Source organism: Yeosuana marina, from assembly GCF_011762485.1.
Lineage (GTDB): Bacteria > Bacteroidota > Bacteroidia > Flavobacteriales > Flavobacteriaceae > Yeosuana > Yeosuana marina.
Genome location: NZ_JAAKGI010000039.1, coordinates 89,503 through 110,201 on the forward strand (window position 1 = coordinate 89,503; position 20,699 = coordinate 110,201).

The window sequence follows — 20,699 nt, forward strand, 5'->3', positions numbered from 1 at the left end:
TTTTATAGATTATGATTTAGTACTTTTATAGAAACAATTAAACGTCATGAAAAAAATAACTTTTATGTTGACATTTTTAGTGTTAACAGTCTCTTGTAAAAAGGAAAAAAAAGAAATTTCTAATAACGAAGTAGCTTTAACTACTATGCAAAAAAATATTAATGAATATGTGCCTGTTACGTTGACGTCTGATTTAAGTAAGCTTACAGATAATCAACGTAAAATGATTCCTATTTTAATTAAGGCTTCCGATATAATGAACGGTTTATTTTGGTATGAAACTTATGGTGATAAAGATGCCTTGTTAAATAGCATTGATGATAACGACACAAAGAGATTTGTAGAAATTAATTATGGTCCATGGGATAGATTAAAAGCAGATAAGCCTTTTGTTAAAGGTGTAGGTGAGAAACCAGCTGGAGCTAACTTTTATCCTGGAGACATGACTAAAGAAGAATTTAATGCTGCAAGTTTTGAAGGTAAATCGAGTCTTTACACTTTTGTTCGTCGAGATGACAATGGAAATTTATATGCTATACCATATCACAAACAATTTGAGAAAGAAATTACAGAAGTGTCTCAGTTGCTTTTAGAAGCGTCAAAATTAGCCGATAATGAAGACTTGAAAACATATCTAGAATTAAGAGCTCAAGCTGTATTAAATGATGAGTATCAAGCAAGCGATTTAGCTTGGATGAATATGAAAACTAATGTGCTAGATATTGTTATTGGCCCTATAGAAACTTACGAAGATCAACTTTTTGGCAATAAAGCCGCTCATGAAGCTTATGTGTTAATCAAGGATCAAGAATGGAGTGCGCGTTTAGCTCATTTTACATCATATTTACCAGAACTTCAAAAAGGACTTCCTGTTGATGATGCATATAAACAAGAAACTCCAGGAACAGATAGTGATTTAAACGCATACGATGTGGTTTATTATGCAGGCGAAGCTAACTCTGGAGGTAAAACAATCGCTATTAATTTACCTAATGATGAAGAAGTACAACTTCAAAAAGGAACACGTCGAGTTCAGCTTAAAAATGCTATGAAGGCGAAATTCGATAAAATAATGGTTCCAATAGCCGATGTTTTAATAGATTCAAGTCAACTTAAACACATTACATTCGATGCCTTTTTTGCAAACACGATGTTTCATGAGGTTGCTCATGGTTTAGGGATAAAAAACACTATCAATGGTAAAGGAACCGTAAGAACAGCACTTCAACAATATGCAAGTGCGTTAGAGGAAGGAAAAGCTGATATTTTAGGATTATATATGGTTCAACAACTTCATCTAAAAGGAGAATTAACCAATGATTTTAAAGATAATATGGTGACGTTTATGGCGGGTATTTTTCGTTCGGTTCGTTTTGGAGCATCAGATGCCCATGGAATCGCGAATATGATTCGATTTAATTATTTTAAAGAGGAAGGTGCGTTTACAAGAAATGAAGATGGAACTTTTAAAGTGAATTTTGATAAAATGGAAGTCGCCATGAGAGATTTATCTAATCTTATTTTAACGCTTCAGGGTAATGGAGATTATGAAGGTGTTGCTAAATTAGTCGCTGAAAAAGGAATTGTTACTAAATCATTACAAGCGGATCTCGACAGGTTAAGATTAGCCAACATTCCTGTTGATGTTGTTTTTAATCAAGGTGTTGATGTTTTAGGACTTTAATATTTCATAATCATTTTAAGATAGGCACTGTTAAACCAAAACCAGTTTGAAAATCTGGAGCATTATTTATACGAAAATCTTCTTTGAAATACAGTGATACTTTGAATTTGGGTTGCGCATAAGTATATATAAATGTCCAAAATGAAAGGGCTTTGTAAAGTGTTGAAATACCATGTTGCCAGCCAGCATGAATTTCTTCTATGTTATCAATAAAATTATAATAGTTAACCTCTTTTAATTTATTATAACGCGACTGTATACCATAATTAATTCCTAGTGAATGATAGTTTTTATTTTTAGTATACTTTGTAAATTCAATCTCGGTTTCAATACTCGCTAAGAATTGGTTATTACCTAAATCAACCACATCTTTAAAGTTGATAACATTTTTACGCAAAACACTTGCTCCAAAAGCAAAATTAAATTCGTTTTTGTTTTTAAGTGTAAGCCTTTTAACAGCATTGGCAGAAAAACCTAGATCTAGTGACGAGTTAAATTTTGAAGTATTGATACCTAAATGTGTTCCGAAGTTGAAAAATAGATTGTTGTTTTTATTAATTAAAAACGACGGGTAAAAAAAATGATTCAATTCAATACCACTAATAAAAAAATCTTTGTTATTCAGTTCAAGAATCTTTCCATTTCTATCGGCATATTTAAAATTCACCTCATTTAAACCGAAATATTTCCGACCATAAAGGTCTTCGCCTCCGGCAATATTACTATGAAACCATTCAATAGTTTCGTCACTTGTAAAGAATGAAAACGGATCATTTCCTTTAGTAATTAAATAAGAACGAAGCGAAATATTAAGTTCATTTTGCTTATTTATTGGAAGACTTACCTGAAATCTAAATTCTTTAATAACGGCATCAATCACAATGTTTATGTAATCAGCAGGTGTTGTTTCTTGATCAATAAATTGAAAGTTTCTTTGATACCAGCTTAAATGACTTTGCTCTTCCTGCACCACAGGGTCTTTTGGAATATAAGTTTCAACAAAAGGCTGAAAATTATTGCCACTCGCATAATTTAATGAGAACGTGCAATTCGGTGAAGCTGATATTTTAAAATTTTGATTAATCCTTGAGCTAAAAATACCAAAATGATGAGTTGTTAAAATACTTGGTTTGTCAATACCATTTTTAAAAGACAGGCTATCCTTTTGTTGGGCTGAAACAACAAAAGGAAGACCTAAAATAATAAAGAATAAACATCTTTTTAACATCAGTCAAATATATAAAGTTTATAGACTAATTATTAGATAGATTTTGTCTTAATGCTAAATAAAAAAAGAACCTTCTAAAGGTTCTTTTTAATATTAATAGAAAAATTGATAACACTTACAGCATTTCAACAATTAAATCATCCTCAATTTTTTCAACCTTAGCCAATTTATGTTTCGTTAAGCCTTTAATACCTTTGTCCCAAGCTTTATTGCTTAATTCTGATTTTGCCTTAAGATCGTTAAGATTCATGCTTTTTTGGGTCTTTAGAATATTGAGAATAACTTTTTCATTCTCACTTAAATCTATAGCTTTTTTCTCTGGTCTCATTTGTGGAAAAAATAATACTTCTTGTATCGATTGATTGTTAGTTAAAAACATAATCAATCTATCCATACCTATTCCCATACCAGATGTTGGAGGCATTCCGTATTCTAAAGCGCGTAAAAAGTCTTCATCAATAAATTCAGTCGCTTCATCATCTCCTTTTTCGGCAAGTTTTAGTTGATGTTCAAAACGTTCTCGTTGGTCAATAGGATCATTTAGCTCAGAATATGCATTAGCTATTTCTTTACCGCATACCATTAATTCAAAACGTTCGGTTAATTCAGGATTATCTCTGTGTTCTTTACATAATGGACTCATCTCTTTTGGATAGTCGGTAATAAATGTTGGCTGGATATAATTACCCTCACATTTTTCACCAAATATTTCGTCAATAAGTTTTCCTTTACCCATGGTATCATCTACTTCAATACCTAATTGTTTTGCTGCTTGTCTAATTTCATCTTCAGTTTTGCCAGTAATATCAAATCCTGTAAAGTGTTTGATAGAGTCTGCCATAGTAACTCTTGCATACGGTGCTTTAAAATCTATATCATGACTTCCAAATGTTGCTTTTGTGGTTCCGTTAACAGCAATAGCGCAATGTTCTAATAGGCGTTCACAAAAATCCATCATCCAGTTATAATCCTTATAGGCTACATAAATTTCCATGGCTGTAAACTCAGGATTGTGGGTTCTGTCCATACCTTCATTTCTGAAGTTTTTTGAAAACTCATAAACACCATCAAAACCACCAACAATTAATCTTTTTAAATATAACTCGTTAGCAATTCGCATATAAAGTGGAATATCTAAAGCATTATGATGGGTAATAAATGGTCTCGCGGCTGCGCCCCCTGGAATAGGTTGTAAAACCGGTGTTTCAACTTCAAAATAACCAGCATCATTAAAAAATGAACGCATAGCATTAAAAAGCTTCGTACGTTTTATAAATACGTTCTTTACTTTAGGATTTACAACTAAATCAGCATAGCGTTGTCTGTAACGTTGTTCTGGGTCAGTAAAGGCATCAAACACAACACCATCTTTTTCTTTAGGTAATGGTAATGGTTTTAGCGCTTTGCTTAGCAATGTGAAATCTTTAACTTTTACTGTTTTTTCTCCAACTTGAGTTGTGAATAATTCACCTTCAACGCCAATAAAATCACCAAAATCTAAAAGTTTTTTAAAGACATCATTATATTTAGATTTATCCTCATCTGGACAAATTTCATCTCTGTTAAAATAAACTTGTATTTTACCTGCTGCATCTTGAAGTTGTGCAAAAGAAGCTTTACCTTGAAGTTTAATAGCCATAAGTCTTCCAGCGATAGTTACTTTTTTCCCTTCTTCAAATTCTTCCTTTATTTGTTTTGAAGAATGGTCTATTGAGTATAAATCTGCTGGATAAGGATTAATACCTAGCTGACGTAATTTTAATAATTTTTCTCGTCTTACTAATTCTTGTTCAGAAAGCTGCATCTTATTTTTGTTTTTAAAACGTCAAAATTAAACTATTTAAAAGGATAGAAAAACATCTTTTTAAACATTCTGTTCAATAGTTGCAAAAAATCATTCTTTATAAACGGTTTTTCTTATTATTTATGTGTTTTAGTATGACATAAGTCATGCTTTAAGTTTACAGAAAGCGTTTACTTTATAGTAAGTTTTTTTCTTGTTAATTAGAATTAAACTAAACGCTTAATACTAAACTAAATTAAATTTAAAATGAGAAAATTAATTCTAAGTTTAACTTCCCTATTTTTTGTTACTTTTTATTCTTACGGGCAGGATTTGTCTCCTTATGTTAAGGTAGGTAAATCGTCAGAATCTATAGAAGTTGTTGCAGAAAAAGCAGTAACTAGTTTAAATGATAATGGTTTTACGGTATTGGGTTCTTACAATCCCTCAGGAAAATCTACTTTAAAGGTTATTGCTTTCACAAGAAATGATATCAAATCAACAGTTATAAAAGTTGATAATCGAGGAGCTTTGGCAGCTGTTTTTAAAATAGGTCTTGAAAATAAAAATGGAGAGATTATTATTTCCTATACAAATCCAGACTATTTGCTCAGAGCTTATTTGATGGATGATTATGAACGATTTAAAGGAGTTTTTGAAAAATTTAGTAAAGATTTAAAAATAGCTTTATCTCCTTTGGGTAATGAGTTTTCGCCTTTTGGGGGAACTGTAGATGCTGAAAAGCTAAAAAAGTACCACTACAAAATTATGATGCCTTATTTTACAGATCCTGTTGAATTGGCAGAATTTAATTCTTTTAAAGAAGGAGTTGCGTTAATTGAAGAAAACTTAAAAGCTAAAAAAGGACAAACAACACTAGTCTATAAACTTATTTATCCAAAAGAGCAAGTTGCAGTATTTGGTATTGGATTACAAAATACAGAAGAAGGTGAGTCTAATTTTCTTCCCAAAATAGGTGAAGCGCATTTAGCAGCACTGCCTTATGAAATTATTTTACAAGGTAAAGAAGCGACAATGTTACATGGGAAATATAGAATTGCACTATTTTGGCCAGAACTAACTATGGGAACTTTTATGAAAATTATGAGTACACCCGGAGATATTGAAGATGCGCTTGAAGCAGTTTGTCAATAAACTTAAAGATTTATTTAGTTCCACTTTTTTATAAAATTTTAAAGCCCCATTCCATTTTAATGGAATGGGGCTTTAAAGTAGATTTTAAATGTAAAATATCTTTAATGCAGTATTATTTATCTGCTGGTTTTGGTTTTACTTCTCCTTTAATATGAAGTAATTTGCTTGGTTCACTAGCGTTTGACATAACTGTGATTGTTTTATTAAAAACACCAAGTCTGTTTGTTGCGTATTTAACTTTAATTTCACTTGTTTCACCAGGTAAAACAGGCTCATTTTTAGAATACGAAGGAACAGTACAACCACAAGATGTTCTTACTTGAGATATTATAATAGGTGCGTCTCCAGTATTTTTAAATTTAAAGGTACGCTCACCGTTATCATTTTGTTGAATAGTTCCATAGTCTATTTCTGTGGTATCAAATGATAAAACACCGGCAGTTTTTTTTGCAGCAGCGTCTTGTGAAAAGCCAAAAGAGAACGTAAGTAAACATAATGCTAAAAAGCAAATGCTCTTAAAGCTAAGTGATTGTTTCATTGGGTGTGTCATAATTATAAGTTTTTTAAGTTACTAAGGTACAAACATCATTGTTTTTTTGCAATAATCTAAAAATTTATGGGTTGAAATGAGTACTAGTACCTAGTTTAATTTTTAAAACTAACTGTTAAACAGAGATTTAACCTCATCTCTTGATTGTGCCTGTAATTTTTTAAAGATGTTGTTTACATGGGTTTTTACGGTACTTATACTAACAAATAAGGCATCTGCAATTTCCTTATTGGTTTTATCTTCTAATATAAGATTAAGAATATTTTGTTCTTGTTTGGTGAGTTGATCTTTTATAAAAGCAGCAGACTTCTTTTTTTTGAAAGTGAACCAAAAATAGATGTTTGTAATTAAAGATAAAATAAGAAGTGAAACAATAATATACAACCACGGAATACGACTGGTTTCTGTTGTTTGTGAGAGTATATATTGGTCTGAAGTTAACTCAGTTTTATACTGTTTGGTGTAAGACGCATTTGGATATTTTTTAACAAGCCTATCCAGTAAATCATCATAGTAAGGATTTGTTTGTAAATCTTCAAGATAATAGGTGTGAAAATCGCTTTTACGGTCAGATAAAAATGCATAAATATACAGTTCGGCAATAGGTTCGTTAAGTTGTTTACCAAAGGTTTGTAAAGTTTTAAACCATTTTTTGTTGTTTAGCTTTCTATTGGCTTCACTTCTAAACTCACTAAAGGCAAACTTCATTTCATCTTTTAAAGAGTCTATTTTAATCAATGCATTTGCTTTTTGATTGTTGGATTGTATATCGCAAAACATTTCGTTTTCAAATGAAAACGGAAATGCAATAGTGTCTGTGTTCTTAGCTATAAACACTATTTCTTTGCTTTTATCACAATGCCCATTAAAATGATTGGCATTTTCCTCATCAAAACAATTATCAACGTGAATTCTGTAGATTCTATTGTCATTTTCAATCTCATCACCAGAAAACATAAAATAGCCTAAACTATCAGTTTTTACGCGTGCAATAATTTGTTCAGAATAGACACCTGTAATTTTTCTGTAATCATCTATGATTGATAGATATACATAGTTATTCCATTGTTTATTATCTATATGTCCAGTAAATTTATACTGTGCTTTTACAGATAACGAAAAGAGTAATAGAAAAGGTAAAATGTATTTGAACCTCATGCTGCGAATCTACTATATTTTATTCAAAAATAATTAAAAGACCTGTTTAAAACAGCATTTTTTGTTGATTAAAAGGAATGAATAAAATAAAATTAATTGTAACATCTCTTTTTAAAAAGCGTCATATAAGAAATCATCAATTAAAAATTATCAAAAATGAGTTTCTGGAGAGTTTTACTATCTATCCTTTGTCCGCCTTTAGCTGTATTAGATAAAGGTTGCGGCTCTATATTTATTGTCTTTCTATTATGGCTTTGTGGATGGGTTCCGGGCGTTATTGCTGCGCTCGTTATTCTTAATAATCCGAAGCGTTAACATTTAAAATTATTGTAATTTTGCAGTCTATGAATAAGCAAATAGAACTGCAAGATTTAGGCTCTAAAGACTACAAGCAAACTTGGGATTATCAAGAACAATTATTTAAAGGAATTGTTGAAACCAAGATTAAAAATAGAAAAGAGGAGTCTCTACTTCCAACAAATAATTATTTTTTATTTGTTGAACACCCGCATGTATATACCTTGGGTAAGAGTGGCGATATGTCAAATTTACTTTTAAATGAAAGTCAGCTAAAAGATAAAGGAGCAACGTTTTATAAGATTAATAGAGGCGGTGATATTACCTATCATGGCCCGGGACAAATAGTAGGATATCCTATTTTAGACTTAGAAAATTTCTTTACAGACATTCATAAGTATCTTCGTTTTTTAGAAGAAATGATTATTCTCACGCTTGCTGAATACGACTTGAAAGCAGAGCGTAGCAAAGGCGAAACAGGTGTTTGGTTAGATGTAGGAACACCTTTTGCTAGAAAAATTTGTGCCATGGGCGTTCGTGCCAGTCGTTGGGTTACCATGCATGGTTTTGCATTGAATGTCAATGCTAATTTAGGTTATTTTGATAATATTATTCCTTGCGGAATTCGTGGAAAAGCGGTAACATCACTTCATGTGGAATTAGGCGTTAAAGAAGTTTCAATTGAAGACGTAAAAGAAAAGTTACTCAAGCATTTTTCTGAGCTTTTTGAAGCTCATTTTTTTAATTGCAGATAAAATTTTCTGGTTTTCAAATGATAACATCCTTTTCAAGAATAGTTGAATCAAAAGTGTCATCTCCTATATAGCCAATTGATTCACCTTTGCAATTATATATAGGAACAATAGTATTACATACTGCACAACAATTACCCATAATAAAAATAGTATTACCATTATAATTAGCTTGTGATATATAGATTTCTCCAGATTCATATAAACTTGTTTGTTCAAGTTCTAGAATTTTATCTTTTAACCAAGACAAATCTTCAATAGGGTTGGAAACATTACATGTGTTATTATAATCATCTTTATCACTGTAATTACAAGATGTCATTATGAATAATAAAAAGGCTGATGTTAAGAGTGTCTTTGTCATTGTAATTAATATGTTTTTTTATTAGATGCTATACTAAAGAGAAGGTTGCGCCTATTTTTAATTCTATAAGCTATTTGAGTCCATGTTTAAAAAATGAACAGGCTTACATAGTAAAGTCCTGTTATAATAAAAACAACACCAGCTACATATCGCATTACTTTCTCAATTTTTGTAATTCTTGAGTAGAATACACCAACACTGGTTGCAGCAAATGCCAAAAGATAGGTGAATAAAATCACAGGAATTCCTGTTCCGAAGGCAAAAATAATGGGTAAATACAGTCCGTCTGGACTTGTTATCGTTAATGGAATAAGCATCCCGAAAAATAAGGCGCCACTGTAAGGACAAAAGGCTAACGCAAATATTACTCCAATTAAAAAAGAACCTAGTAATCCCTTATTTTTAAATTTTTCGGATAATCTATTTGAGAAATTAGAAGTTCCTAAAAAGTTAAGCTTAATAATATTCAGCATAATTAGTCCGATAATAATTAAAAGCGGACCTAAATATTTTTCGCCATTTTGATTGAAAAAGCGCGCTATATGGAATTTGCTGGCACCAAAATATAAGATGAGTCCGATAGCTGTATAACTAAAAGCCCTACCTAAGGAATATAATAAACCACTTAAAAGCACCTTCTTTTTACTCGATATACTTTTCGATATAAATGCCGTTGCGGTAATATTAGTTGCTAAAGGACATGGACTAATCGAAGTCATAAGTCCTAATAAAAAAGCAGATAAAAACGGTAAATTAGTGGTTTCTAATAAAGTTTTTAAATACTCCATTAAAGCGTTTTTAGCTCGTTTTCAATTTTGTCTTTAAGTTGTTTTGAAAAAACGTCTTGATCATTTCCTTCCATAAAGGCAAATTCTGTTAAATCGATATGTCTTTCTTTTCCGTCTTTTATAACATTTAAAAATAAAGCTGTTCCTGAAGCTTGAAACTTTTCAGCTAGTTTTTCATTCTCTTTTTCATCTACATTGATAACTTGAAATGTGATGTTTCCATCTTTCAAATCCTTTTTAAAATAGGTGTCTAGTGTAAATTTTGTATTGGCCTCAATAGCATTACAAGTCATACATCTATGGGTAGAATGAAAATCGATGACCTCTATTTTAGATATGGTTTCATTTGTTGATAAATTTTGACTGGTTTCTTTGTCCTTGCAAGACGTTAAAAATAGTAAGGTAATTGCTAAAATTGAAGTGAATTTAAATTGTTTCATAAGTGTGTATTTATAGTTATAAAATGAGATTAAAAAGATATCCAGATAGAATGATACAAAGCGCAACAACGCCAAAGAAAATGCCTATTAGTTTTAGCGACATGACCTTCTTCAAGAGCATGGCCTCGGGTAAAGAGAGTGCGACAACACCCATCATAAAGGCAATAGCAGTTCCTAAAGGAATTCCTTTTGCTACCAAAACTTGAACAACTGGCAATATACCCGATGCGTTCGAATACATAGGAACGGCTAAAATTGTGGCAATTGGTACCGCAAAAAGGTTGTCTTTATTCATATATTGTTCAAAAAAACCTTCTGGAATATAGCCGTGCATCAATCCGCCAATAGCAATACCAATAATAACATAAGGGATAATACCTTTTAGAATTTTAACCACTTCTGCCCAAATTATTGGTAATCGTTGTTGAAAGGAACTTTTTTCTATTTGAAATGTATCCTGTTCTCTTTGTGCATTTGCTAAAACTTCTTTTACCCAAGGTGTTAAAAAGCGTTCTAATTTTAATTTTTGAAGAATTATTCCCGAGATGGTTCCTAATAAGATACCACTAACCACATATATTAAGGTAGTTTGTATTCCGAATAAACCAATAAAAAGTCCAATGGCAACTTCGTTAACTAACGGTGATGTTATTAAAAACGCAAAGGTTACGCCTAACGGAATGCCGCCTCTTACAAACCCAATAAATAAAGGAACAGACGAGCACGAACAAAAGGGTGTAACCACGCCAAAAAGGCTCGCCATAAGGTATTCCAATCCGTATAATTTGTTTCGGGATAGGTAGTTTTTAACCTTATCTACAGGAAAGTAACTGTTGACGATACCCATTATGAAAATAACAACCACAAGAAGAATTAAAATCTTTGTTGTGTCGTAAATAAAGAAATTTAAAGCCTCTGCTAAATGATTTCCTTTTTCTAAATGAAGTGTGTCAAATACAAACCAATCGGCAATATGCTGAATCCAGTCAAACATATTTTATCCTAGCAGCAACTATCAGAAGCGCAGCAGTTTTCATCTGAATTGTTCGCTGGTTTATTTTCGCGCAATAGTTCTAAAACTTCTGCTTTCGAAGGAATTCTTCCTTTTATGGTAACAACATCATTAATAACTAACGCTGGCGTTGTCATAACGTTAAACTTCATAATGTCCATAATATCTTCAACTTTTTCAATGGATGCATCAATATTATTTTCATTAACAACGGCTTCAACTAGAGAAGTCAAGGTTTTACACTTTGGACAACCAGTGCCTAAGACTTTAATAGAAATACTCATAATTTATTGTTTGTTTATCGCCATTAGACGATAGGTTTATTAAAAAAATATCAATCGAAAAAAGCAGAAAATAATGATTTGGCAATCTTCCAATTCTCTTGATTAATACAATATTTTATTTTTGGTGGTTTTAATTCTCCTTGAATTAAACCAGCATCTTTTAATTCTTTTAAGTGCTGAGAGATTGTTGATTGTGCTAATGGAAACACATCAACCAAATCACCAGTAAAACAGCATGATTGATTTTCTAAATGTTTTAAAATAGCAATACGAGTAGGATGGCCCAATGCTTTTGCAAATCGGGCTAAAACTTCTGTCCCCTCTTCGTACTTAATATGTTCTAAACTTCTTTTCATATTTATTATCGCAAATATACGATTGGTTTTATTTTGGATATATGATTTTTATCATATTGACCTTTTATGATACATAATATTTTTTTCGAAGCCAAAAAGATACCTTAACTAACAAAATTAACGCAGGAACTTCAACTAAAGGACCAATAACACCAGCAAACGCCTGACCGGAGTTCAATCCAAAAACAGCAATAGCAACGGCAATAGCTAATTCAAAGTTATTACCTGCTGCGGTAAAAGCTACTGAAGCAGTTTTGTCGTATTCTGCTCCTGTTGCTTTGGTAACAAAAAATCCAATAACAAACATGACTGTAAAATAGATAAGTAAAGGAACTGCAATGATTAAAACATCCATTGGGATTTGTACAATCAACTCACCTTTTAATGAGAACATAATAATGATTGTAAATAATAAAGCAATTAATGTTATTGGTGAAATGTTAGGAATAAATGTGTTTGTATACCATTCTTCACCTTTAAGTCTTACTAAAATAAGTCTGCTCAAGATTCCCATTATAAAAGGAATACCGAGATAAATTGCTACACTTTCTGCAATGGTACCTATTGAAATATCTACAATCGCACCTTCAAATCCAAAATAGGGCGGAAGAACGGTTATAAAAATCCAGGCATAAAAACTATAGGCAAATACTTGGAAAATACTATTTAATGCTACTAATCCAGCACCATATTCGCTGCTACCTTCGGCAAGATCATTCCAAACTAAAACCATAGCAATACATCTTGCTAAACCAATTAAAATAAGTCCAACCATATATTCTGGATAGTCACGTAAAAATGTGATTGCTAAAACAAACATTAAAACGGGACCAATTACCCAATTCAGAATAAGAGAAATAGAAAGAATCTTTGTGTTTTTGAAAACTTTTGGCAATAGCGAATAATTAACTTTTGCTAAAGGCGGATACATCATTAATATTAAACCGATTGCAATTGGAATATTCGTAGTTCCGCTACTAAACGAATTAATGATATTGGGAAATGTCGGGATAAAATACCCAATACCAACACCTAAAACCATGGCGGTAAAAATCCAAAGCGTTAAATAGCTGTCCAAAAAACTTAACTTTTTCTTAGTCATAACACATTATTTTATTTGTGAAAATACATAGCACAATTCCGTTGCTATTTGCAGACTTCGTTCGTGGTATTTCTCTTTTTGAAGCGGCGTGTTATCAAATGCTTTTGGATCTTCAAACGTAATTGGAATTCGTTTTTCGGCACCAGCAATAAACGGACAGCCAGCATCAGCATTCGAGCAGGTCATGATAGCCGCAAATTCAGATGTTGGATTAAAGGCAGCATCATAGGTTTTTGAAAAACAAATTATAGGATGCTCGTTTTCTGAAAATTTAACAGCGTAAACTGGATTTTTTCCTTCTGAAAGTGCACTGATTTTAAACCCAATATTACTTAATGTTTCACCAATCATAGGAAACATGGCCGTCGCTTCGGTGCCACCAGAATAACTAAACACGTTTTTTATATTAAAATAGTCTGCCAACGTTTGGGCCCAAATTTGCGATAAATGACTACGACGCGAATTATGCGTGCAAATAAAATTCAGCCTAACATCTTCTTTGTTGTCCTTTTTCTGCTGAATAAAATCTATTAAGGGTTGAAGTATAGATTTTCGTTCATTAGATAAATTCTCAATATTTAAATTAGAAATTGCCTCGTTAATATCTTTATACATATTATTGCTTAGCTAAATTTTAACAACAACCACTTTTAGGAGTGCAACAAGAGCCTGTATTTTCTTGAATTTCTGATAGTGTAACCTTTGGTTTTTCTACTTTGTTTCCTGGTTTTTCGGCATACACAGTAATGCTGAATATACCAATACTACTGCTGTTAAAATCACGAATCATATCATCACTCATGTATTTGCTAAGAATATCGTCGGGGATGGTAATGGGTTTTTCTTTCTGAATCGTTACATTCGAAAATCCTGCATCTGAAATATGTTTAAGATAGTCTGTTTTTTGAATGGCGCCTGCAACACAACCAGCATACATTTCGGCATCTTCTTTTAACGCGTCCGGTAAATTACCAACTAAAACAATATCTGAGATACTAAAATGACCTCCAGGTTTTAAAACTCTGTAAATTTCTTTAATCACTTTTTCTTTACTAGGCACCAAATTTAAAACGCAATTACTTACAATAACGTCGGCCACATTATCGCTTATAGGTATCATCTATATCTCCTTCGCGAAATTCTACATTATTATAGCCTAGTTTCTCAGCATTAATGCGTGCCTTTTTGATCATGATAGGAGTAAAATCAATACCAATCACTTTTCCTTCGGTCCCAGTTTCATGTCTTGCCACAAAACAATCATTACCAGCACCCGAGCCTAAATCAATAACCGTATCACCTTTTTTAATTTTAGCGAAATGTGTTGGAAGTCCGCAACCTAAACCTAAATCGGCTTCATCTACATAACCTTCAGTATTTGTATAATCATCCATCATGATGTTATATACTTTATTTGTTGGCGTTGTGGCACCACAGCAAGACGAGGCGTTTTCTGTTTTGCCTTGTTCGGCAATTTTAGTGTATCTTGTTTTTACGATGTCTTTTAATTCTTGTTCAGTTTTCATAAAAAGTTTTATTAATTGGTGAAATACTAATTTTATTTAACAACAACTGGTCGTGTTGTTCGTGTTTTGATTTAAAAATGAAGCGAATAGTGTTGTAATATATTCCCATTTTTCTTGATTTATACAATAGCAAACACTGGTGCCTTCAATATTTCCTTGAATAATGCCAATGTTTTTTAACTCTTTTAAATGTTGTGAAATAGTAGGTTGTGCTAATCCAATTTCATCAACCAAATCTCCGCAAATACAACTGTTTATTTTTATAAGGTGTTGTAAAATGGCAATGCGTGCTGGATGACCAAGAACTTTTGCTATTTGAGCAATGTTATTTTGAGCATCGGTAAATTTTTCGGTTTTTGTTAATCCCATTATTGTATTATTATATTGCAATATTACGATTAATAAATTAAATAGGAAATTTTTTTTTTGAGTTTTATTGGTGTTGTTTAATTTTTTGTGCAATGAGTAAGGAGTTACCAGCGATTTACCCAATATATTTTTCCAAATACCCGCTTTCTTTTAAAAACTTATCAAAATCTTTGATATTTAGAATATGTTTTACCGCTAATTTTTTATTTTCGGCTTTATCAAAATAAGCTTTTACAATTTCATAACCAATCCAATAACCAATGTCGTTTGGTCTATCATCTTTTCCACTCGTTTCATAAAGCCAATCCTGCATATCGTTTCCATTCATTTTTTCTATAAACTCATAGCATAACTTTTCTTTGTGCTCGTTTCCGTAGTTGATTGCTTCTTTATTACCCTTTTGTCCTGTAACTAGTTCAGCGATAAAGTCTGCCGCACCTTCAAGTATAGACAGTTGCAGTAAATTTGTCTCTCCACCTTTGGGCCATTTTTGTTGGAAATGGACAGATTCGTGAATTACCAATCCAGGCAGATGGTCTAAACTTTTAAGTTTTTCGGCTCCAATTATTAATCCGTCTTGAGATCTAGTACCCGAACTATTAAAGCGACCAATAACAAAATAAACAGGAGGGAAAACAGCATCTGGATACCAATATTTTAATGCATAAAAGTATGGTTTAATCTTTTTCTCCTCTTCCTTGATTTTTACCTTAATTCCTCTGATTTTTTCATAATCCAGTCTACGTCTATCTACCATAGTTAGTAAAGAATCAGCACTAATTATTCTATAGGGAATAAAATCTTGAAGTCCGATTGTTCCGTTTTTAATATAAGTCTCGAAAGGATTTACATCAGAGTTTTCTATCGTATCAAATGCTTTCCAAAAATTTTGAATATCGGAAGTCTTAAATATAACTTCTTGTGGATTCTTTGGGAAATTTTTCTCTTGTCCAACTACTTTTGTAAGACTTAATACTGTGAAAAGTGATATTATTGTTTTATACATTGCGATTGTGTTTTCAGTTTACCTGCAATGGTTTCATATTGTCTTTTTTATTTGATTATATCCAATGTAAACGAATTTTATATAAATTTCTTATAAAACAAATTTATCCTTCTGCATTAAAAAACACTTTATAATAATGCATTTTTTTCTCGTTGTCATAACCACGTTCCAAATATTCGCTGGCAGCTTCAGGAGCATCAATATCCAATTTAATTTGTATGTTGGTGTCTAACTTGATATCGGTTTTAATTTTTTTCTTTTCTTTAGTTACCACGCGTTCGGCAACGTCAAACTGATTTCTAATAACAAGATTTTGTTCGCCTTCAAAAGTTTTTTTGTAATCATCAAACAAGGTTTTGTGCTTGTCTTCTTCAAAAATCTCATCTTTAAAACGTTCTACATTCACAATTTCATTCTCTTTAAAGAAATCGATGGTTTTCGCTAAAAAGGTGTTTTGTTCTTGGGCTCCATAACTGGTTTTTAAAATTTCGGTTGAAAACTCCTTACAAAGCTCGATATATTGTTGGGTGTGGCTGTTGGCATCATCGGCATATTTAATATTCAGAAAGTGATTAATCCAATATTGGGCGTCGTAACTATTATTATCAACACTTAAAATAATATTGCCTTCGGTATCAGATTGGTTTAAAATCAAGCAACCTTTATCTACTTTTTTAGAGCTTATTCCTTTTTGAACCAGCACATCGTAACTGTTGTTTTCTAAATAGGTCTGAAAGAAATTAACTTTATTTTCTATTTTAAAAATCCCTACGGCATTGGTAGTTATTTCGTTAAATTCTATGCCTTCAAACATAACAACCAATACATCGCCGGTTTTTATTTGTGATGAATTGGATTGCTCGTACAAATGGGTGACGATATGTTTTGAAACTTCTATAAACGCATCATCTTCATTAAATAATTGATTAGAGTAGGTGTTGATTTCGTTGAGCGAAATATTGGAATGATGATTAAAACGGTAACTCTGCACTACCGAAGCAAACGGCCTTAATAAAAACGGTAGCATTAAATCGTAACTGGCTTCATCAAAATCAACTAATTTTTCTGAAAAAGCATTTTTGGTGTCGTTAAACTTGTTGCCAACTTTATGAATGATGAATTTTGAAATGGAGGCGTTTTTTCTTGAAATCATAAGGTAATTGCGTGTTAGTTTTATGGACGCAATACTACATAATTTTAAAAGGAATTAAAACAAAAAAGGAAACCAACTCTTTTATGATTGGCTTCCATAAAAAAAACTGATTAATAGCTTCTTATATATTATTCTTTAATAATTTTTTTTGTGATGACTCCTTCGTAAAATATGCTTTAACTAAAAAGATTCCTGTTGGTAAGGTTTTTATTTGTTTAGTATCTGTTGTTTTTAAAACCTGTATCCCTAATAAATCATAGATTTCAATCATTTTAAAATTCATTTTTTAGTTAGGAAGAATTAAAATCTCAACCCTTCTGTTTAGTGCCCTGTTTTCTTCGGAATTATTTTCTACTAAAGGTTTTGTTTCTCCATAACCCATTTCTTTCCATTTAAAAGCTGTGTTTGGAATTGATTTTTTGAGTTCGGCAGAAACACTTTTCGCTCTGGCTAAAGACAGACTTTTATTAGTTGCTTCGCTTCCTACATCATCGGTATGGCCTTCAACAATAACATTTCCTTTTTGAAGTATTTTAATGCTATTTACCAATTTGTTAATGGCTGGTTTTCCTTCTGGTTTCAATTCAGATTTACCAGTATCAAAAAGCACCTGACTATCTAAATTCAAGCGCACTGCAGATCCTATGGCTGCTATGGCATCAACATCGGCTCCAGGAATACCACTTTTAGTGTCTAAATCAGTTAATCGCACATAATAATAAAGTTCATCAGGTTTAACAAAATCATGAATATCTACCTCGGCAACTCCTCCAGAGATTTTCCCAACAGAAATCCATTTTTTACCATCTTTTGAAATTTCAAGATTGGTAGGCTCGATTTGGCCTAACTCAAATACATATAAATCAGGTCCGTTTACATTAACTAAGGCATTGTCTTCAAACTTAACTATTAGAATACCTTTTAAACCCATGCTGTGCACATTCATTACCGAATTAATCCCAGTGGTATAGGCATCGGGCTCACCCAAACTATAATTGGCGGTTTTTTTGTTTTCGGGATGATTAACTTCAACAACCCGATCGGCAAAAGAAAGTTTGCCTAGGGGCAGATACACGGCTTTTCCCTTGTTGCCGAAATACGTAAAACCGGACTCCTCTCCAAAATAAAGATTAGGATTCAACTTTTTAAAGGTCTGTTGTGCTTTAGTCACTTCCTTTTTTTTTGATGCCAGGCGTTTTAATATCCTTTCAAATTCATTACCCTGCATTTGGGCATATCTTTCCGTGATCTTATTTTCCGCTGCCATTTTTTCGAGATCGGTACTTGCAATCATCTGTTGCAGCTTGTCCAGTTCCGCCGTGTTATGCAGATTGCTGTTTGCCCTTGTAAAGGCCCGCATCATGTCCATTTCATCATCGGTCATTTTGTCTTTTGGAGCCGTTTCTTTATTTGTAGATTCAGCTGCACTTTTAGTTTTTTCAGACATTTTGTGGATGGTTTCCTGATCCATATCCAGTACTTGAAAACTATTCTGTCCGGTGATGGAATCTACTTTCTTAAGTTTGCCGATGGTAGCATCTACACCAGATTCCGCATTCAGCTTTTCAAAAGCAGCGGTTAGGTCGTCCATGCTGCCGCTTTGTCTTTTTTGCTGCTTTTTCGTTCGGTTTCCTTCGCCCTGTTCGCGTTGAACAGCCTCTGCCATTAAGGCTTCTAGCATTTGCACCATTTCGACGGAATCAGCAGGCATACTTTCTAGTTCTTTTAATTTTTGCAGGTATTCCGCTTTTGCCTCGGCATCGGCACCAATCGATTCCAGGAATGCCTCGGTGGTTTCGCCAAAGGTTTTTTGATTCCCATTTTGGTTGCCACTTGTTTCCTTTGTGGCTTTTTGTTCTATACTAGTTTGATTGCTTTTTTCTTTGGGTTCGTTTTTGCATGCATACAAAATACAGACAAACATACATAGTGTAACGATGATTATTTTCATAATAGTCCTATTATTATATTATTAATAAATAATTAATTTGGCTGAGTTTTTTACTAATATGAGCACTTCTAGTATATATTATTTGTAACTAGTTAATAGCCCCTTAGTGCAATGCAGCAATTTGCTCATTGGTTAATACATAAGATCTAAATAGAGCTCTAATTTGGTCTAAGTCTGCTGGAGGAAAAACGACGATGATTTCGGCAGGATCATCTGGATTAAGCTCAAGAGTCTCTTCCTCTTCTCTTTGTTGTAACTCTTGTAACTCTTCTTTACATCTTTGAAAGCCTTGTAAAATCACTTCTAATCTATCCATGAATTCTAAAGATTTTTGACTATACACTCTTGCCCAACCCAGTCGTTGCTCTTGAAGTTTTTTCAATACCGGGGTCCATCCCAAAGAGAGGCCTGGTACGGAGTTCGCCCATGAATTACCCCATTCGATTTTATTTTTCAATGTTATCTCAGCTTGGGAGTAATGCGAATTTAGAATTGTAAATTTACCTTGCAAAGCAGCTAGTTCATTATACTGGGTTTGGAAGCATTCAGCGCAGTCCGTAATATCCTGACAATAAATCGTAATATGCCATCCTGGATCAGGAGGAGGCAATTGGTTTCGATCCTGTTGGGTCAGTATTTCTACTTGTCTTTCAAGCGTTTGAAGGCGCCTGCTCATTCTTTCCATTTCCTCTTCGTTGCTATCTATGCGTAATGTATTACGGCCCTGTTTATCTGTGATACCAGCCATATATTCTTTAATGAGATTATTAAACCCTACGTACTCTTCGCGCATTCGTATTAAATTCATAAAAATCATATTGTCCCACTCGCCCTGAGAAACTGGTACCCCACCTGTTTCTATAGGTATTGGGTCTTGCGGATACCACGGCTCACCATCATATTCTACAATTGGAACCGGCTCGGTGGTCGTAGGGGAAGTTCTATCCAAACCCTCTAAAATTTTATCGATATCTTCCATTAACATTTGCGTTGGGGAATCTGATTGCCCCAATAAGGGATTGACAACTAACATGAAAATGATGATTGAAATAACTTTTTTGTTGCCTTTATTCTTGAGCAAAAGGAGAATAAGTACAGCCGCTATTAATACTAACAGTCCAATTATTGCGTATAGCAGGGTATTACTGTCTTTTTTGACTTTTATTTCATTCGCCGAGTTCATGGAGGAAGGACCATCACCTGAAGACGGTATTAAAGAAGTTTCTTCAGTATTTTGTTGGTTAATCTTACTTTTGGATACTTTTGGATCATTTGTGAGCCTTATAAGGGGTTTTTTAGAAACTGGAAATTTTTTCCCTACTGTCACCAATATTATATAGTGTATGCCCTCTGCTTTTGAAGTAATCCCCAGTTCCTGAGATTTGACAGTTCGGAATATTTTTTGCCCAATTTTTTTTCCGTTAGAAGAAATTCTTGCGACCGGAGATTCGCCGAGGTTATCGTAAAAATCTAAATTTACTTCATTACCCATTGAAAATGAAGTTAAGACTACTTGAACAGGATCTAAAATGTCGATATCATTGATAATAAATTTTTGTACAGAGTCTTTTAATGACGTTTGCCAATACATAGCACCAACTCTTGTATTATCATCACGTTTTTCAAGCTTGATTTCATGAATCGGAATTTTTTTAGCATTCTTTGAGGGTTGTGTATAGGCATATTGTCCTAACAACAAAAAGGCTGAAAAAAGGGCTAGTTTAATAATTATAGTTTTCAT

Annotated in this window: 22 protein-coding genes and 1 pseudogene; 4 read left to right on the plus strand and 19 right to left on the minus strand. The window is 32.7% G+C overall.

Annotation, left to right across the window (positions count from 1 at the left end; genetic code table 11):
* Positions 1 to 64: 64 nt before the first annotated feature.
* Positions 65 to 1,684 (plus strand): dipeptidyl-peptidase 3 family protein, encoded by a 1,620-nt coding sequence (locus G5V56_RS17310; protein WP_240911411.1) that lies wholly within the window; start codon positions 65 to 67, stop codon positions 1,682 to 1,684.
* Between the two features lie 10 nt (positions 1,685 to 1,694).
* On the opposite strand, the gene G5V56_RS17315 is transcribed toward G5V56_RS17310, so the two are convergent.
* Together G5V56_RS17315 and lysS are read right to left on the minus strand one after the other, a co-directional pair.
* Positions 1,695 to 2,912, minus strand: a complete 1,218-nt coding sequence (locus G5V56_RS17315; protein ID WP_166967478.1) for a hypothetical protein — start codon at positions 2,910 to 2,912, stop codon at positions 1,695 to 1,697.
* Between the two features lie 115 nt (positions 2,913 to 3,027).
* Positions 3,028 to 4,716 carry a lysine--tRNA ligase gene (gene lysS / locus G5V56_RS17320; protein ID WP_166967480.1) on the minus strand — a complete coding sequence of 563 codons (1,689 nt, stop codon included), beginning with the start codon at positions 4,714 to 4,716 and terminating at the stop codon, positions 3,028 to 3,030.
* Between the two features lie 246 nt (positions 4,717 to 4,962).
* Between lysS and G5V56_RS17325 the strand changes: the two genes are divergently transcribed.
* Positions 4,963 to 5,850 (plus strand): hypothetical protein, encoded by an 888-nt coding sequence (locus tag G5V56_RS17325; protein ID WP_166967482.1) that lies wholly within the window; start codon positions 4,963 to 4,965, stop codon positions 5,848 to 5,850.
* A gap of 112 nt (positions 5,851 to 5,962) precedes the next feature.
* Here the strand turns inward: G5V56_RS17325 and G5V56_RS17330 are convergent, their stop codons facing one another.
* On the minus strand, positions 5,963 to 6,400 hold the full coding sequence (locus tag G5V56_RS17330; RefSeq protein WP_240911414.1) for a DUF1573 domain-containing protein: 438 nt from the start codon (positions 6,398 to 6,400) through the stop codon (positions 5,963 to 5,965).
* 108 nt (positions 6,401 to 6,508) lie between these two features.
* Positions 6,509 to 7,558: a helix-turn-helix domain-containing protein gene (locus tag G5V56_RS19180; RefSeq protein ID WP_166967483.1), complete on the minus strand. Its 1,050-nt coding sequence runs from the start codon at positions 7,556 to 7,558 to the stop codon at positions 6,509 to 6,511.
* 156 nt (positions 7,559 to 7,714) lie between these two features.
* Here G5V56_RS19180 and G5V56_RS17340 point away from each other — a divergent pair, with 156 nt between their 5' ends.
* Both G5V56_RS17340 and lipB read left to right on the plus strand, forming a co-directional pair.
* The gene (locus G5V56_RS17340) at positions 7,715 to 7,873 is read left to right on the plus strand and encodes a YqaE/Pmp3 family membrane protein (protein ID WP_166967486.1); all 159 of its coding nucleotides are present in this window, start codon (positions 7,715 to 7,717) and stop codon (positions 7,871 to 7,873) included.
* Between the two features lie 29 nt (positions 7,874 to 7,902).
* Entirely contained in the window at positions 7,903 to 8,610 is a 708-nt protein-coding gene (gene lipB, locus G5V56_RS17345; RefSeq protein WP_166967490.1) for a lipoyl(octanoyl) transferase LipB, read from the plus strand.
* 13 nt (positions 8,611 to 8,623) lie between these two features.
* Here the strand turns inward: lipB and G5V56_RS17350 are convergent, their stop codons facing one another.
* The 15 genes and pseudogenes from G5V56_RS17350 to G5V56_RS17420 form a co-directional block, all read right to left on the minus strand.
* Positions 8,624 to 8,971, minus strand: coding sequence for a hypothetical protein (locus G5V56_RS17350; protein WP_166967493.1), 348 nt, complete (start codon positions 8,969 to 8,971; stop codon positions 8,624 to 8,626).
* Between the two features lie 86 nt (positions 8,972 to 9,057).
* Positions 9,058 to 9,759 (minus strand): aromatic aminobenezylarsenical efflux permease ArsG family transporter, encoded by a 702-nt coding sequence (locus tag G5V56_RS17355; RefSeq protein WP_166967495.1) that lies wholly within the window; start codon positions 9,757 to 9,759, stop codon positions 9,058 to 9,060.
* A complete protein-coding gene (locus G5V56_RS17360; protein WP_166967497.1) occupies positions 9,759 to 10,199 on the minus strand; it encodes a nitrophenyl compound nitroreductase subunit ArsF family protein in 441 nt (146 codons plus the stop codon). Before G5V56_RS17360 ends, G5V56_RS17355 begins: the two co-directional genes overlap by 1 nt.
* A gap of 16 nt (positions 10,200 to 10,215) precedes the next feature.
* Positions 10,216 to 11,193, minus strand: coding sequence for a permease (locus G5V56_RS17365; RefSeq protein ID WP_166967499.1), 978 nt, complete (start codon positions 11,191 to 11,193; stop codon positions 10,216 to 10,218).
* An 8-nt stretch (positions 11,194 to 11,201) separates the two neighbouring features.
* On the minus strand, positions 11,202 to 11,495 hold the full coding sequence (locus tag G5V56_RS17370) for a thioredoxin family protein (RefSeq protein ID WP_240911416.1): 294 nt from the start codon (positions 11,493 to 11,495) through the stop codon (positions 11,202 to 11,204).
* A 50-nt stretch (positions 11,496 to 11,545) separates the two neighbouring features.
* Positions 11,546 to 11,851, minus strand: coding sequence for an ArsR/SmtB family transcription factor (locus G5V56_RS17375; RefSeq protein ID WP_166967501.1), 306 nt, complete (start codon positions 11,849 to 11,851; stop codon positions 11,546 to 11,548).
* 64 nt (positions 11,852 to 11,915) lie between these two features.
* Positions 11,916 to 12,953 (minus strand): ACR3 family arsenite efflux transporter, encoded by a 1,038-nt coding sequence (gene arsB, locus G5V56_RS17380; RefSeq protein WP_166967503.1) that lies wholly within the window; start codon positions 12,951 to 12,953, stop codon positions 11,916 to 11,918.
* A gap of 6 nt (positions 12,954 to 12,959) precedes the next feature.
* Entirely contained in the window at positions 12,960 to 13,568 is a 609-nt protein-coding gene (locus G5V56_RS17385; protein WP_166967505.1) for an arsenate-mycothiol transferase ArsC, read from the minus strand.
* Positions 13,569 to 13,587: 19 nt separating this feature from the next.
* Positions 13,588 to 14,218, minus strand: a pseudogene (locus tag G5V56_RS17390) (methyltransferase domain-containing protein); the annotation flags it as partial.
* Positions 14,219 to 14,515: 297 nt separating this feature from the next.
* Positions 14,516 to 14,848, minus strand: a complete 333-nt coding sequence (locus tag G5V56_RS17395; RefSeq protein ID WP_166967507.1) for an ArsR/SmtB family transcription factor — start codon at positions 14,846 to 14,848, stop codon at positions 14,516 to 14,518.
* A 115-nt stretch (positions 14,849 to 14,963) separates the two neighbouring features.
* On the minus strand, positions 14,964 to 15,854 hold the full coding sequence (locus G5V56_RS17400) for a gliding motility protein GldB-related protein (protein WP_166967509.1): 891 nt from the start codon (positions 15,852 to 15,854) through the stop codon (positions 14,964 to 14,966).
* Positions 15,855 to 15,957: 103 nt separating this feature from the next.
* The gene (locus G5V56_RS17405; protein WP_166967511.1) at positions 15,958 to 17,007 is read right to left on the minus strand and encodes a nucleoid-associated protein; all 1,050 of its coding nucleotides are present in this window, start codon (positions 17,005 to 17,007) and stop codon (positions 15,958 to 15,960) included.
* A gap of 121 nt (positions 17,008 to 17,128) precedes the next feature.
* Entirely contained in the window at positions 17,129 to 17,278 is a 150-nt protein-coding gene (locus tag G5V56_RS17410) for a T9SS type A sorting domain-containing protein (protein ID WP_166967513.1), read from the minus strand.
* A 15-nt stretch (positions 17,279 to 17,293) separates the two neighbouring features.
* A complete protein-coding gene (locus G5V56_RS17415; RefSeq protein ID WP_166967515.1) occupies positions 17,294 to 18,718 on the minus strand; it encodes an OmpA family protein in 1,425 nt (474 codons plus the stop codon).
* A 343-nt stretch (positions 18,719 to 19,061) separates the two neighbouring features.
* The gene (locus G5V56_RS17420) at positions 19,062 to 20,699 is read right to left on the minus strand and encodes a hypothetical protein (RefSeq protein WP_166967517.1); all 1,638 of its coding nucleotides are present in this window, start codon (positions 20,697 to 20,699) and stop codon (positions 19,062 to 19,064) included.

What these genes read in the sequence shown, in the direction of transcription:
- G5V56_RS17325 (WP_166967482.1), top strand. Translation starts at nt 4,963, where the DNA reads ATGAGAAAATTAATTCTAAGTTTAACTTCCCTATTTTTTGTTACTTTT.
- G5V56_RS17420 (WP_166967517.1), bottom strand. Translation starts at nt 20,699, where the DNA reads ATGAAAACTATAATTATTAAACTAGCCCTTTTTTCAGCCTTTTTGTTG.
- G5V56_RS17340 (WP_166967486.1), top strand. Translation starts at nt 7,715, where the DNA reads ATGAGTTTCTGGAGAGTTTTACTATCTATCCTTTGTCCGCCTTTAGCT.
- G5V56_RS17370 (WP_240911416.1), bottom strand. Translation starts at nt 11,495, where the DNA reads ATGAGTATTTCTATTAAAGTCTTAGGCACTGGTTGTCCAAAGTGTAAA.
- G5V56_RS17355 (WP_166967495.1), bottom strand. Translation starts at nt 9,759, where the DNA reads ATGGAGTATTTAAAAACTTTATTAGAAACCACTAATTTACCGTTTTTA.
- G5V56_RS17395 (WP_166967507.1), bottom strand. Translation starts at nt 14,848, where the DNA reads ATGGGATTAACAAAAACCGAAAAATTTACCGATGCTCAAAATAACATT.
- G5V56_RS17385 (WP_166967505.1), bottom strand. Translation starts at nt 13,568, where the DNA reads ATGTATAAAGATATTAACGAGGCAATTTCTAATTTAAATATTGAGAAT.
- G5V56_RS17360 (WP_166967497.1), bottom strand. Translation starts at nt 10,199, where the DNA reads ATGAAACAATTTAAATTCACTTCAATTTTAGCAATTACCTTACTATTT.
- G5V56_RS17400 (WP_166967509.1), bottom strand. Translation starts at nt 15,854, where the DNA reads ATGTATAAAACAATAATATCACTTTTCACAGTATTAAGTCTTACAAAA.
- lipB (WP_166967490.1), top strand. Translation starts at nt 7,903, where the DNA reads ATGAATAAGCAAATAGAACTGCAAGATTTAGGCTCTAAAGACTACAAG.
- arsB (WP_166967503.1), bottom strand. Translation starts at nt 12,953, where the DNA reads ATGACTAAGAAAAAGTTAAGTTTTTTGGACAGCTATTTAACGCTTTGG.
- G5V56_RS17315 (WP_166967478.1), bottom strand. Translation starts at nt 2,912, where the DNA reads ATGTTAAAAAGATGTTTATTCTTTATTATTTTAGGTCTTCCTTTTGTT.
- G5V56_RS17365 (WP_166967499.1), bottom strand. Translation starts at nt 11,193, where the DNA reads ATGTTTGACTGGATTCAGCATATTGCCGATTGGTTTGTATTTGACACA.
- G5V56_RS17310 (WP_240911411.1), top strand. Translation starts at nt 65, where the DNA reads ATGTTGACATTTTTAGTGTTAACAGTCTCTTGTAAAAAGGAAAAAAAA.
- G5V56_RS17350 (WP_166967493.1), bottom strand. Translation starts at nt 8,971, where the DNA reads ATGACAAAGACACTCTTAACATCAGCCTTTTTATTATTCATAATGACA.
- lysS (WP_166967480.1), bottom strand. Translation starts at nt 4,716, where the DNA reads ATGCAGCTTTCTGAACAAGAATTAGTAAGACGAGAAAAATTATTAAAA.
- G5V56_RS17375 (WP_166967501.1), bottom strand. Translation starts at nt 11,851, where the DNA reads ATGAAAAGAAGTTTAGAACATATTAAGTACGAAGAGGGGACAGAAGTT.
- G5V56_RS17330 (WP_240911414.1), bottom strand. Translation starts at nt 6,400, where the DNA reads ATGACACACCCAATGAAACAATCACTTAGCTTTAAGAGCATTTGCTTT.
- G5V56_RS17415 (WP_166967515.1), bottom strand. Translation starts at nt 18,718, where the DNA reads ATGCCTGCTGATTCCGTCGAAATGGTGCAAATGCTAGAAGCCTTAATG.
- G5V56_RS17405 (WP_166967511.1), bottom strand. Translation starts at nt 17,007, where the DNA reads ATGATTTCAAGAAAAAACGCCTCCATTTCAAAATTCATCATTCATAAA.
- G5V56_RS19180 (WP_166967483.1), bottom strand. Translation starts at nt 7,558, where the DNA reads ATGAGGTTCAAATACATTTTACCTTTTCTATTACTCTTTTCGTTATCT.
- G5V56_RS17410 (WP_166967513.1), bottom strand. Translation starts at nt 17,278, where the DNA reads ATGATTGAAATCTATGATTTATTAGGGATACAGGTTTTAAAAACAACA.